Here is a 13,472-nt window from a genome sequence, read left to right as displayed (position 1 = left end):
GGTAAGGAGGAGAAATGGACATCCTGATTTGTGATGATGAGCCTTTGGCCGTCGAGCGTTTATCACGTTTGGTCTCTCAACTGGGGCATGATGTGGTGGCGACAGCAAGCCATGGCCGTCAAGCGATTGATCTGGCTCACCAATACGAACCCGATGTCATCCTATTAGATATTCAAATGCCTGAAATGAACGGACTGGCTTGTGCGCAACATTTGCGTCAACTGGATCCAATGCCGGCTATTGTCTTTTGTACGGCCTATGACCAACATGCGCTGGATGCATTTAAATCAAATGCCGAAGGCTACTTACTTAAACCGGTGATGCAACAGGAATTGGCACAGGTTTTAGAGCACTTAACTAAACTTACCCAAGCTCAAATGAGCCAACTAAAACAAAAAGAAAATATGGACGAAATCAATATCAGCCGCCAGCAGATTGCGGCAAAGACCTATCGTGGTGTCGAATTGGTGCCAGTTGAAAATATCTATTATTTTCTGGCGGATCAGAAATATGTCACTGTGCGTCATAAAAACGGCAGTGTATTGATTGATGAAACCTTAAAGGAGTTAGAGCAGGAGTTTGGGAACCAGTTTATCCGGATTCATCGTAATGCCTTGATCTCGGTGAATTATCTGGATGGTCTGGAAGTGGTGAGTTCTGGTCAGTATCAGGTACGTTGTCGTGAGCTGGACGATCGTTTGGCGGTCAGTCGGCGACATTTACCGTTTTTACGAGATCGGATTCAAAAGCTTTAGCGGGGGATGAATGAGAGCATTCAGTTGAAACTTGTATAAATTCACTTGCATTTTCAAGTGAGCAGGTTAAGTTTAGACTATTGTTCTCATTTACTGTTATTGAAATTTATGAAGACCCTAAAAATTGCAACTCGACAAAGTCCACTTGCGCTTTGGCAAGCGGAACACATCCGTGCGCGCCTACAAGATTTGCACGCTGGTTTGCAGGTCGAGTTAGTCACTTTTGTTACACAGGGCGATAAAATTCTCGATACGCCACTGGCTAAAATTGGTGGAAAAGGACTATTTGTAAAAGAATTAGAAGCCGCTTTACTGGATGGTCGTGCAGATCTGGCTGTGCATTCCATGAAAGATGTCCCGATGGCCTTGCCTGAAGGTCTGAGTCTGGCAGTAATCTGCGAACGTGAAGACCCATTAGATGCCTTTGTGTCGAATACCTACACTAGTTTTGAAGAATTGCCACAAGGTGCCAAAGTCGGAACCTCAAGTTTACGTCGTAAAACCCAGATTTTAAAACAGCGTCCGGATCTGGACATTATCGATTTACGCGGTAATGTCGGCACACGTTTATCCAAACTGGATGCAGGTCAGTATGATGCGATTATTCTGGCCAGTGCCGGTTTAAAACGTTTAGGTCTGGCAGAACGTATTCGTCATACTCTGACGCCTGAAGTCAGTCTGCCGGCCGTGGGACAAGGTGCATTGGGCTTAGAATGCCGTACTCATGATCAGATGGTGCTGGACTTGATTCAGCCACTCCTGCATGCAGACACAGATGCTTGTGTTAGAGCCGAACGTGCCTTCAATGCCTATCTGGAAGGCGGTTGTCAGGTGCCAATTGCCGGTTATGCCACGCTCAAAGAGGGTGTGATTTCAATCGAAGGTCGTGTTGGTAGTGTCGATGGAACAGTTTTACTTCGGGCACAGCATACTGGAAAAACGGCAGATGCAGAGCAATTGGGTGTGAAGCTGGCAAAAGACTTGCTTGATCAAGGTGCTGGCGAGTTGCTGAAAGCAATCTATTCACACTGATGTTATTGATTAATACCCGCCCCAGTGACCGTGCTGCAGGCTTGACTCAACAGTTACAGGCAGCGCAAGTGTCTGTTTTAGAATTGCCCTTGCTCGAACTGCATGCCATGCCTTATTCCGATGAGCTGTCGAGTTTGTATCAGCAGCTGGAGCAGGCACAGATTATTGTGGTGGTCAGTCCGACGGCCGCCCAGATTGGCATGCAATATTTACAACAGGCGGGAGTCGCGCTCTCGACTTTGGCACAGGTGCATTGGGTGGCAGTGGGCAAAGCCACTGAACAGGCATTGGCGAGCTACGGCATTCATAGTCATGTGCCTGAGGTCGAAACCTCGGAAGGCATGCTGCAATTGCCTGTGTTGAAGCAACTGGCTTCTGGCTCAGGTGTAGCCTTCTGGCGCGGAGAAGGCGGTCGTCAATTTATGATGGATCATTTACGTGCCAGCAATATTAAAATTTTAAACTTTATTTTGTACCGGCGGCAATGTCCTGAAACGACGGCAACGATTTTGGCAGAGAACTTGTCGCTGCTTAAGAGGCAGCAGCGTTTTGCAGTTCTGATCACCAGTGAAGCGAGTTGGTTAAACTGGCTGACACTCTTGCAAAGGAATGCGGAGTTTATACAGAAAGCCTGTTATTTGGTTTTGGGGCCACGTTTGGCCACTATTCTTGGAGAATATCAACAGCAGCATCAGGCAAGTTTTCAATTCGTACAAATCGATGATTTAGAGGCAAATACGATCTTGCAGAAAATGAGGCTGATATTAGGGAACGCATGAAGAAACTATTCATTGTATTGTTCATCTTGAGTATAGCGTGGCTAGTCAAGCTTAGCTATGACCTACATGTTCTGAATACAGCACAGACTGAATTCAATCAAAGCATCAATCAGTTACAGCAGCAAAATGCTAATCTCAATGATCAGTTCGTGGCTTTAAAACGCCAGATTTCTGCTCAGCAGGAAAATGCTGAAACCACTTCATCTAAAGCGCCAGTACGTGAAATGACAACTGATGCAACGCAAAATGATATTGTCTTGGTGCAGCAACATCTGGATCTGATCGAATTTGCACTACAACAGCAACAATACGCCACTGCGATTGAGAAATTAAATCAGTTATCTAATGAGCTGGATGATTATATTTTAGCGCCTGCCTTGGTCAGCAGTTTGCAGCAAGTGATTGCAAAAGATCAGGACATGCTGAAAAAATTCGTGAACAGCCGATTAGTGCAGCAAAATAAAGTAAAAGAACTCTTGGTGCAGATGGATGTTGAAATTGAAAAAGAAATTCAGACACCATATCGTCAGTGTCCAGAAACTCAACGCTCTTTCTGGCAGCACTGGATTCAGATTGAATCCACAGAGCAGCCAAGTACAGTCCTGATGCAACGGCATCTGGTACTGAAAGAAGCCCAGTTGCGCTTGCTCATCGCACAGAATACCTTGCAAAAAGACCAATCCGTCGCTTTTCAGCAAGCACTGAATGCCGTGATTGAAGTTTTGGGGCAATTGCCGGATGCACAGAGCCAAAAATGGATTCAGCAATTGAATCAAATCAAGGCCACGCCGATCACTCCGATTCCATTATTAAATACACGCACCCTAGTAGGCTAATTGCTTATGAAACAGATTCTGCTGGCCTATTTATTTGTCTGCCTACTTGGCATTGCGGGGCTGAGTATCCTGAGTTATGGACATGGGGCTGGCTATGTCTATCTGTATTGGCGCGAGTGGCAGTTACAAACCACCCTCTGGTTTTTGGCCGCATCCCTGGTGAGCGTAAGTTTTTTGATGCATTGCATCTGGTATGCCATCAAGCAGTATCGCAGCCGTGAACAGCGTAAAACTGAAACAGTCTTTAGTTTTTCCCGCTTACATCCTTATGAACAACTGGCAGTCATCTGGTTGTTAAATGCTGCGCAGGATCAGCGGGATTTTATTCAGCAGTCTTTTACTAAGTCGGGTTTACTTAAACATATTATTGATGCGCGTTTATCGTGGGGGCAACAACAATATACCCATGCATTAACTGCTTTAAATCAATCCAATCCGATGGCATTTGAATTGGCAGAATTACAGCGGATCGAAATTTATTTATCACAACAGCAAGGTGAACAAGCACTTACCCATTTGGAGTTTTTAAATCAGCATGAATTATCACCTTGGTTAATACAGGTTAAAACCGCCTATGAGCAGCGTCTTGTATCCTTATGGGGGGTATTTGCCATGCAATTTCCTTGGTTATATTTACGTTCGACCCAATATGGGAATTTAAACCAAGAAGTAAAAAAAACATGGCTGGAACAATTATTATTGGCCTATGATCAAGCCACACATGACGATTTATTTTATTTACAGCAACGATATTTAGATTTAAAGCCTCAGATATTTGATCGTGACTATTCAGTCAAGTTATTATGGTTGAAATTGTTATTTAGAATGCCAGAAATGAGTACCGAGCATGAAGTGCTTGCAATTCATTTAATGGAACAGCAATTTAATCAGGATGTCTTTTATTTGTGGTTCCAGCAACAGTTATTGCGTCAAAACCCGGATTATAATGCGATTGCACAACAGATTTCGCACTGGGAAGCCAAGTATCCGGCATTACCGGTTTTAAGCTTTGCAAAATGGCATGTATTGCAAGCCACAGGCTATACAGATCAAGCCCAGCAACTACTCGACTTGTATCCGGATGATATTCGTATGAGTTATTTAAGAATTAAAGCTGCCTTACAAGATCGGGAGGACTTGCTACAGCAGTTAAATGCAGTATTTGAATCGAATGCAAACTTTATAGAAATTAAGACTTGAGAATAATGATGTCAGAATTAAAACAATATCCAGTTATTTATGAACAAACAGTTGCATGGGGCGATATGGATGCCTTTGGACATGTCAATAATGCCATGTATTACCGTTATGTCGAAAGTGCACGTCTAGCTTATTTAACCCAATTAGAAATTCTCACTGAATCGGTATCTACCGTAGTGTCATCCAATCAGTGCCGTTATTTAAAACCTGTGGTTTTTCCTGATCATTTAAAAGTGGCAGCACGTATTGAAGAAATTCGAAATAGTGCAGTTAGAATGCAATATCTATTATGGAGTGAAAAACAGCAAAGTATTGTGGCTACTTCAGAAGCAGTGATTGTCTGTGTCGATAAAAAGACCATGCAGAAAACAGAAATTCCGGAACATATTCGAGAAAAAATCAAAGCACTTGAATTAAGCGTTCAACATGAAATTTAAAAATGAATGAAGCATTTTATTTTGTAATTTTTTTTAAACTTTATTGTTATTGCTTTAAGGTTTTATATTGAATGTTTTATTTAATATAAATATGATGGGGCTATTATTTAACAAAACGAATAATATTATTTTTCGGAGAGCATTATGCCAGATATTACGCATTTATCAGTAGAAGAGTTAAAACGTTTACAAGCAGAAGCAGAGTCATTGATTGCTTCAAAAAAAGATCAGGAGATTGAAGACGCTTATCAGCAAATCTTGGCAGTTGCCGAGAAAGTGGGTATGACGGTTGAACAGTTACTTGAATTTGGTGCGTCTAAGCGTAAGAAATCGTCACGTAAGTCGGTTGAACCGCGTTACCGTAGCAAAAGCAATCCGAACAATACCTGGACTGGCCGTGGCAAACAACCGCGCTGGTTAGTGGCAGAATTGGAAAAAGGTGCAAAGCTGGACGATTTCCTGATCTAAGCTGCCATTTGATCTAGTCATTAGGCTGTCATACATACAGTCTATGATCATTAAACCAAGCATACCTGCTTGGTTTTTTTATATCTATGAATTGGCGTTGGCAGAAAAGTGTGCATAATGTGTGGGTATAAGGGAAAATTATAAATGGGGATTTGGACTTGAGCGATTGGTCGTGGTGGGGATGAGCAATAAACCGAAAACTTTAAGATGGTTGATCCTTGCTCTTGTTGCATTTTTTATTTTTGTCGTATTACAAGTGCCAGCGGCCTGGTTAATTTCAAAATTTTATAAAAATAACCAGACTTTGCATAATGTAAACGGAAATATCTGGCAGGGAAGTGCGGACTGGAAAAAAGGCAATCTTCGGGGCAGTCTGAACTGGAAAGTACGGCCGCTAGATTTGCTGTTGCTGCGAGTTGGGGCACATGTGGATTTACATAGTGGCAATACCCAGTTGTCCGGGATCATGGCTTATGGTCTGAATAAGTCTTTGATTGTCAAAAATCTTGAAGGGCAGGTCGCGCCTGAAACTCTAAAAAAACTTGCAGACTGGCAATGGCCGAGTACTGCGATTCAGTTTAAAGATCTGGATTTTAAATATAAAAAAGAACAGGGCTTCAGTCAGGTGGCCGGGCAAATGCAATGGGCGGGTGGTGAGTTGATTTATACATTTGCTCAGCGTCAGGAACGCATGAATGTACCTGCCATGACTGGACAACTCGCAGATGAAAGCGGACAGCTGTTAATTGATGTTCGGGATAGTCGCGATCAACGCATGCTGAATATCAAGCTTGATCCGAGTCTGATGCTGGATATTCAGCTCACCCAGCGCTTTTTAATGAATGCGCCTTCCTATGAAGGTAAAGCCGGATTAGATACCTATGTGATCAGTACCCGCCAACCCTTAATGGGGGGCTTGAACTGATGGCAGTTTCTCTGAATGATTTAAAAAATATTGAACTGAAACAGATCAATCGTGCTGCACCTGTGATTTTGTTGCTGCTCATTCTGTACTTATGCTGGAAGCTGGCGGCTTTGTTCTGGTTGCTGATAGCTCCACCCCAAGCCATGCAGCTAGATCGGGTAGAACTGGGTTCGCAACAGGCACAAATTCCGAATATCGGTGCATTTTCACTGTTTCAGGAAGTTGGGCAGTCTGCGGGTGCTGTTGAAACTACCAATATCATTTTACAAGGGGTGGTGGTTGCCAGTCCAAGTTATAACTCTTCTGCGGTACTGAAAGTTAATGATCAGGTCGATCGTTACCGTGTCGGGGAAATGCTGGCCAATAGCGGTTTTGAGTTGGCTGAAGTGTATTGGGATCGGGTTATTTTACGTCGATCCACAGGTGCTACTCAAGAAATCTTATTCAAAGGTCTGGAAAATGGCTTGAATCAGCCGATTGTGCCGGAAACATCAGCATCTTCAAGTTCAATGCCTGCTATGCCTTCTAACAGTGGTATGCCTGAGCAGCCTTCGCCACAGAATGAAATTGGTCGGGCCATCCAGCAGATGCAGGAAAACAAGGACCAGTATTTACAGAACATGGGGGTGAGTGCAGCAGATGGTAGTTATGAAGTGACTTCACGGACGCCGGCTGCATTACGTAATCGCCTGGGTTTAAGACCGGGCGACCGGATTTTGTCTTTAAATGGCCAGACGTTGAGCCAGGGACAGACCGAAGCACAATTACTGGAACAGGCCCGACGTGAAGGTCAGGTCAAACTCGAAATAAAACGTGGTGATCAGGTGATGACCATACAACAAGATTTGAAGTGATGTGTCATCACGCATAGGGTTAGGAAACACGAAAGTTTATGGCTTTATTTAATAATAATCGATCAGCATGGGCATTCTGTGTGGCCGCACCGTTAATGGCTATGGTCAGTACGGCAAGTTATGCACAAACCTGGAAAATCAACCTTCGAGATGCTGACTTAACTGCATTCATTAATGAAGTGGCCGATATTACCGGCAAAAACTTTGCAGTCGATCCGCGGGTACGTGGCAACGTAACAGTCATCTCCAATAAAGCCCTGAATAAAAATGAAGTCTATGACCTGTTTTTAGGCGTACTGAATGTCAACGGTGTGGTGGCAATTCCTTCGGGGAATACCATCAAGCTGGTTCCAGACAGCAATGTCAAAAGCTCGGGTATTCCCTATGATGCCAGAAGCCGTGCTAGTGGTGACCAGATTGTGACCCGGGTGTTGTGGCTGGAAAATACTAATCCGAATGATCTGATTCCTGCATTACGTCCTTTGATGCCGCAGTTCGCCCATCTGGCGGCGGTGCCGGGTACGAATGCTTTAATCGTGTCGGATCGCGCCAGCAACATTTACCAGCTGGAAACCATTATTCGTAATCTGGATGGCACCGGTCAAAATGACATTGAAGCGGTAAGCTTACAGTCCAGTCAGGCTGAGGAAATGATTGGACTGATCGAATCCATGACTGCCACCGGTGGTGCTAAAGACGTTCGTGGTTCACGGGTGCGGGTGATTGCAGATACCCGTACTAACCGGATTATTATCAAAGGTGATCCCACGACGCGCAAACGGGTGCGTCAAGTAATCGAAACCTTGGATGTACCGGCTGCGGATCGTTTGGGTGGATTAAAAGTTTTTCGTCTGAAATATGCCAGCGCCAAAAATCTTGCGGAAATCTTGCAGGGGTTGGTAAGCGGGCAGGCGGTGAACAGTAATTCAAGTTCAGGCAGCACATCCTCAAATTCATCTTCACTCAGTTCTGGCAGCAATTTAAATAACAACAATACGACTACCGGTTCGAATAGCAACACATCTTCAGGCATTCAGCTGAATACCGGCATGAATAATGAGCAGGGCGGAATTACCAGCTTTAATGGCAATGGCGTCAGTATTATTGCCGATACCACACAAAATTCTCTGGTGGTGAAAGCGGATCCGCAACTGATGCGGGAAATTGAATCGGCAATTGACCAGCTGGATATCCGCCGTCAACAGGTGCTGATCGAAGCCGCGATTATTGAAGTGGAAGGAACCGATGCGGATCAACTCGGTGTGCAATGGGCCTTGGGTGATATCAGCAGTGGGATTGGGCTGGTGAACTTCGATAATTTTGGGACTAGTCTGAAAAATATTGCGGCTGGTTATCTCACCGGTGGTGGTGCAGGTGCTGCAAGTGCCGTAGGCGCGGGCAGTTCACTGGTACTCGGTGATTATCGTGAAGGCAGTGATGGTTCCCGACGTCTGTATGGCGCGATGATTCAGGCACTTAAAGAAACCACTAAATCCAACCTGTTGTCTACGCCGTCGATTGTGACCATGGACAATGAAGAAGCCTATATTGTAGTGGGTGAAAACGTACCCTTTGTGACAGGCTCAGTATCTACAGGCGCTGCTGGAGTTGCTAATCCCTATACCACCATTGAACGTAAGGATGTCGGGGTCACTTTAAAGGTGGTCCCGCATATTGGCGAAGATGGTACGGTACGCCTGGAAGTGGAGCAGGAAGTTTCTGATGTCAAAGCCAGTAAAGGACAGGCGCAGGATCTGGTCACCAGCAAGCGAGCGATCAAAACCTCAATTCTGGCCGAACATGGGCAAACGATTGTCCTTGGCGGTCTGATTTCAGATAACACCAGTTATGGACGCCAAGCGGTGCCGGGTCTGGGTGCAATTCCAGGCTTGGGACGTTTATTCCGTTCAGAAGGTAAATCCAATCAGAAGCGTAACCTGCTGATTTTTATCCATCCAACCATTGTAGGCGATAAAAATGCAGTGCGTAAACTGACCCAACAACGCTATAGTCAGCTATATAGTCTGCAACTCGCACTCGATTCGGACGGGAACTTTGCCAAGCTGCCAGAAAGTGTTGAAGATGTGTATCAACAGCGAATTCCAGTATCCAGAACGCCATTGCAAAACTCGACTTATCAAACTGTGCCGACCGCACCCGTTCAGGCGCAGCCAGCCAATGTAGTTGTTACGCCGGTAGCGATAGAACCAGTGATTCAGCGACAAGTGGTAGAACCCGTCCAACAGGTAGAAAAAAGTAAAAATACCGTTACAACAACCACACTTAGACCCAAAAGCTAAGTCATTCGCATTTGCAGACAGCATGTTATGATAATGTCAAAGAGAACAGAGAAGTAACTTTCATGACTTGGAAAATACACGCGATTACAGGCGACTTAACAGGACAGGAAATTAGCATTGACCGTGACATGCTGGTGGGGCGTCATCAGGCGGCAGATATCGTGTTACAGGCTGCGGAAATCTCCCGTAAACATGCGGCATTTTTACTAAAGGATGATGCGCTCTGGGTGCAGGATTTGGGTTCATCGAATGGCACTTTCGTCAATGATGTGCAGATTGCGCAAGAAACCTTATTAAAGCAGGATGACATTGTTCAGTTTGCCAGCTTGAAATTTTCAGTAATGGCGCCTGCGGCTGCAGTAGAGGTTCCAGCAGAAATTGAAGCAACGGCAGAAAAAGTCGTGGAACAGGTCGAAGTCGCTGAGCCTACACCTGCACAGCAAATGAATGATCAGGGAATGCCGGAACTGAAACATCGTGATGCTACGGTACAATTAACCCGTGATGGCATGCCAACCAATGTCGGTATTCCAAAACCGGCACCTATTCCGGAAGGCGTGGACATTAATGCGGTAAAACCAGAGCCTACCCCAATTCCGGTTGAGCAGCCTGTATCACGTGTAGAACAGGAAAAAGAAACCCAGAAAAATGTATCTGTAGGTTTGATTTCAGTGATTGTGCTGATTATTTTGGCAATTATGGCTTGGTTGTTGTTCAAATAAGCTGATGATTGGTTACAATCAAGGCATGCATAGCGCATGCCTTTTTTGTGGCTGCGCACATTATAAAAGAGGGTCGGGATGTCTATTGCACAATTAGAAAAGCGTGAACTGATCTTGTTTGATCTGGATGGTACCTTGGTGGATTCAGCACATGATCTGTATCGCGCCATGAATATGAGCTTGAATGTGCTGCAATTGCCTCTGGTGACTGAAGAGCAGGTACGGACCTGGGTAGGTAAGGGCACGTCGATATTCTGTGAAAGTGTACTCCAGCATCTGGTCGGTGAAGTCACACCGGTACAGCATCAAGAGCTCTTAAACACTTTTCTGGATATTTATAATGTCGATCCCTGTGTTGATACCGTTCCTTTTCCGGGAATCCTGAAATTTCTGGACTGGGCCAAAGCTCAAGGTAAAACCCTGATTTGTGTGACCAATAAGCCTGAACTTCCTGCCCGCAGTATTTTAGATACCTTGGATATGGCTCATTATTTTGCCGATACCATTGGTGGCGACCGTTTTACTGAGCGTAAACCACATCCGCGCCAGTTGCTGCACTGTGTCGAACATTATAAGGTGAGCAAAGAACAGGTCTTGTTGATTGGAGACTCTTCCAATGATGTTGAAGCCGCACGCCGCGCCGGGATTGATTGTGTTGTAGTCAGCTATGGCTATAATCATGGTGAAAATATTGCAGATTGTCAGCCACAGCAGATTGTGGATGATCTTAGAGAATTACTTGCCTAATACGCGTACTAAGGAAAGAAAATGAATAGTTGTAAGGTTTTTCGATGGCGTCGCTCAGTTCAATTTTATTTACATACTGAGTAACCCTAATTTAAAGAGAAAAACCGCATGACCACTCAAGCACAATTCCAGCAACTTGCTGCGCAAGGCTATAACCTCATTCCTGTTTACCGTCAGCGCCTGGCAGATACCGATACACCACTTTCTATTTTTGCTCGGCTTAAACAGCATCAACAGGCTTATTTATTCGAGTCTGTAGAAGGTGGTGAGAACTGGGCACGTTATTCGATTATCGGATTAGGTGAATCTACCGTATTTTCCTGCAATGCGGGCGAACTGACGGTACAGCATGCAGATGGTTCAATTGAAAAGCAGCACTGTGCTGACCCATTTCAATATATTCGAGACTTTCAGGCGCAATTTAAGGTGCCTACCCAAGCAGAATTGCCGGACTTACCGAGTTTTACTGGTGGACTGGTCGGCTACTTTGGTTATGACGCTGTGCGTTATATCGAACCGAAGTTAAAAAATGTGCCTGAAGCAGATCCGGTTGGTTTACCCGATATCTGGATGATGCTGTCTAAAACCGTCATCGTGTTTGATAATTTAAAAGATACTTTATTCTTGATTGTACATGCCGATGCCACTGCTCCGGGTTCTTATGAAAAAGCACATGAACAATTAAATGAATTAGAAAATATTCTTGCCACGCCCATCAGCCTTAAAGCTGAAAAACATAGTCCGCCACATTTCGAGTCCCTCACCGGACATGACAACTTCATTGCCTCGGTAGAAAAAGTCAAAGAGTATATTCGTGCTGGCGATGTAATGCAGGTCGTACCCGGGCACCGGATGGTGTCTGACTTCGATGGAGACCCGCTACAGGTGTATCGTGCGCTGCGTCATCTCAATCCATCGCCGTATTTGTTTCTTGTGCAAGGGCAGACCTTGGAAAACAATACGCCATTCCATATTGTCGGCTCTTCTCCTGAAATTCTGTCTCGTCTGGAAAATGGTATTGCTACCGTACGACCGCTTGCGGGAACACGCCCACGCGGTAAAACCAAAGAAGAGGATCTGGCGCTTGAGGAAGACCTATTATCCGATGAAAAAGAAATTGCCGAACATGTCATGCTGATTGACTTGGGACGTAATGATGTAGGGCGTATCGCAAAAATTGGCAAAGTGCAGGTGACTGATCAAATGGTGATCGAACGTTATTCGCATGTGATGCATATTGTCTCCAATGTGCAGGGTGAAGTGCGTGATGATGTCGATGCTCTGGATGTTTTTAAAGCAACTTTCCCTGCTGGTACACTTTCAGGTGCGCCAAAAATCCGTGCCATGGAAATTATTGACGAAGTTGAGCCGGTAAAACGTGGAATTTTTGGTGGTGCTGTTGGTTATTTAGGCTGGCATGGCGAAATGGACATGTCGATTGCGATTCGTACCTGTGTCATTCGCGAAAATAAGGTCTATGTGCAGGCCGGAGCAGGGCTAGTTGCCGACTCAAATCCTGAATCTGAGTGGAATGAAACCCAAATAAAAGCTCGCGCAGTGATCAAAGCGGTTGAATTATCATCAAATGGTTTGATTTTATGAGTTTTTGACGTTTTTTTTGAAAAAAACACTTGCAAGGATTCTGAGTTTTGCTAAACTGCACACCGTTCCGATACGAAACGTACGAAACACTAAGAAACGCCGGCATAGCTCAGTTGGTAGAGCAACTGACTTGTAATCAGTAGGTCCACAGTTCGAATCCGTGTGCCGGCACCATCTTAGAAGTTTGGTAGTGTGAAGTAAAGAACAGCACTGATGTAAGTGTAAAAAATGGTGAGGTTCCCGAGCGGTCAAAGGGGGCGGACTGTAACTCCGCTACGAAAGTTTCGAAGGTTCGAATCCTTCCCTCACCACCAATTTTAAGACTTCAATAAGTGGTTTGTACCAACATCGTGCGGGAGTAGCTCAGTTGGTAGAGCGGTAGCCTTCCAAGCTACATGTCGCGAGTTCGACCCTCGTCTCCCGCTCCATTGAAGTACTAATATTTGCTCTTATAGCTCAGTGGTAGAGCACTCCCTTGGTAAGGGAGAGGTCTCGAGTTCAAATCTCGATAAGAGCTCCAGATTACAGTTTAGCAACTTTGTTGCAAAGAAATTCCAAAAGCAGGCTATTTAGTCTGCTTTTCAAGTATTTGGTGTTCGGTTTTTTTAAACGATATGTCGGAGCTGGGTTTTACTCAGAATTGTGTTCGACGTAAACGAGGAAGATTAACATGGCTAAGGCTAAGTTTGAACGTAATAAGCCACACGTTAACGTGGGCACAATCGGTCACGTTGACCATGGTAAAACAACTTTAACAGCTGCAATTGCAACTGTATGTGCGAAGAAATTCGGTGGCGAAGCGAAAGACTACGCTG

At 44.8% G+C, this 13,472-nt stretch carries 14 protein-coding genes and 4 tRNA genes; all 18 read left to right on the top strand.

Annotated features, from left to right (window positions below; translation table 11 throughout):
• Positions 1-14 precede the first annotated feature (14 nt).
• Entirely contained in the window at positions 15-755 is a 741-nt protein-coding gene (locus tag NI470_RS04235) for a LytR/AlgR family response regulator transcription factor (protein ID WP_253147786.1), read from the top strand.
• A gap of 108 nt (positions 756-863) precedes the next feature.
• Positions 864-1,787 (top strand): hydroxymethylbilane synthase, encoded by a 924-nt coding sequence (hemC, locus tag NI470_RS04230; RefSeq protein WP_253147785.1) that lies wholly within the window; start codon positions 864-866, stop codon positions 1,785-1,787.
• Positions 1,787-2,566, top strand: coding sequence for a uroporphyrinogen-III synthase (locus tag NI470_RS04225; RefSeq protein WP_253147784.1), 780 nt, complete (start codon positions 1,787-1,789; stop codon positions 2,564-2,566). Before hemC ends, NI470_RS04225 begins: the two co-directional genes overlap by 1 nt.
• Positions 2,563-3,402: a hypothetical protein gene (locus NI470_RS04220; protein ID WP_253147783.1), complete on the top strand. Its 840-nt coding sequence runs from the start codon at positions 2,563-2,565 to the stop codon at positions 3,400-3,402. Before NI470_RS04225 ends, NI470_RS04220 begins: the two co-directional genes overlap by 4 nt.
• A gap of 6 nt (positions 3,403-3,408) precedes the next feature.
• Entirely contained in the window at positions 3,409-4,602 is a 1,194-nt protein-coding gene (locus tag NI470_RS04215) for a heme biosynthesis protein HemY (RefSeq protein ID WP_253147782.1), read from the top strand.
• A gap of 8 nt (positions 4,603-4,610) precedes the next feature.
• Complete coding sequence (locus tag NI470_RS04210) at positions 4,611-5,039, top strand: acyl-CoA thioesterase (protein ID WP_253147781.1); 429 nt, start codon at positions 4,611-4,613, stop codon at positions 5,037-5,039.
• A 141-nt stretch (positions 5,040-5,180) separates the two neighbouring features.
• Positions 5,181-5,507: an H-NS histone family protein gene (locus tag NI470_RS04205; RefSeq protein ID WP_253147857.1), complete on the top strand. Its 327-nt coding sequence runs from the start codon at positions 5,181-5,183 to the stop codon at positions 5,505-5,507.
• Between the two features lie 181 nt (positions 5,508-5,688).
• Complete coding sequence (gspN, locus tag NI470_RS04200) at positions 5,689-6,432, top strand: type II secretion system protein N (protein WP_253147780.1); 744 nt, start codon at positions 5,689-5,691, stop codon at positions 6,430-6,432.
• A complete protein-coding gene (locus NI470_RS04195; protein ID WP_253147779.1) occupies positions 6,432-7,286 on the top strand; it encodes a type II secretion system protein N in 855 nt (284 codons plus the stop codon). The genes gspN and NI470_RS04195 overlap by 1 nt, the downstream gene beginning before the upstream one ends.
• A 38-nt stretch (positions 7,287-7,324) precedes the next feature.
• Complete coding sequence (gene gspD, locus NI470_RS04190) at positions 7,325-9,586, top strand: type II secretion system secretin GspD (protein ID WP_253147778.1); 2,262 nt, start codon at positions 7,325-7,327, stop codon at positions 9,584-9,586.
• Between the two features lie 62 nt (positions 9,587-9,648).
• Positions 9,649-10,308 (top strand): FHA domain-containing protein, encoded by a 660-nt coding sequence (locus tag NI470_RS04185; RefSeq protein ID WP_004729299.1) that lies wholly within the window; start codon positions 9,649-9,651, stop codon positions 10,306-10,308.
• Positions 10,309-10,386: 78 nt separating this feature from the next.
• Entirely contained in the window at positions 10,387-11,055 is a 669-nt protein-coding gene (gene gph / locus NI470_RS04180) for a phosphoglycolate phosphatase (protein WP_243474884.1), read from the top strand.
• 108 nt (positions 11,056-11,163) lie between these two features.
• Positions 11,164-12,657, top strand: a complete 1,494-nt coding sequence (gene trpE, locus NI470_RS04175; RefSeq protein WP_253147777.1) for an anthranilate synthase component I — start codon at positions 11,164-11,166, stop codon at positions 12,655-12,657.
• 98 nt (positions 12,658-12,755) lie between these two features.
• Positions 12,756-12,831, top strand: a tRNA-Thr gene (locus tag NI470_RS04170).
• Between the two features lie 56 nt (positions 12,832-12,887).
• Positions 12,888-12,971 (top strand) — tRNA-Tyr (locus tag NI470_RS04165).
• A 38-nt stretch (positions 12,972-13,009) separates the two neighbouring features.
• Positions 13,010-13,085: transfer RNA gene (locus NI470_RS04160), tRNA-Gly, on the top strand.
• A 17-nt stretch (positions 13,086-13,102) separates the two neighbouring features.
• A tRNA-Thr gene (locus NI470_RS04155) sits at positions 13,103-13,177 on the top strand.
• Between the two features lie 150 nt (positions 13,178-13,327).
• On the top strand, positions 13,328-13,472 hold a 145-nt coding region (locus NI470_RS04150), incomplete at its 3' end, for a GTP-binding protein (RefSeq protein ID WP_248604099.1).

It is taken from the genome of Acinetobacter lwoffii (assembly GCF_024129115.1).
Taxonomy (GTDB): Bacteria; Pseudomonadota; Gammaproteobacteria; order Pseudomonadales; family Moraxellaceae; genus Acinetobacter; species Acinetobacter lwoffii_T.
This window is presented reverse-complemented; position numbering and strand designations above follow the sequence as displayed.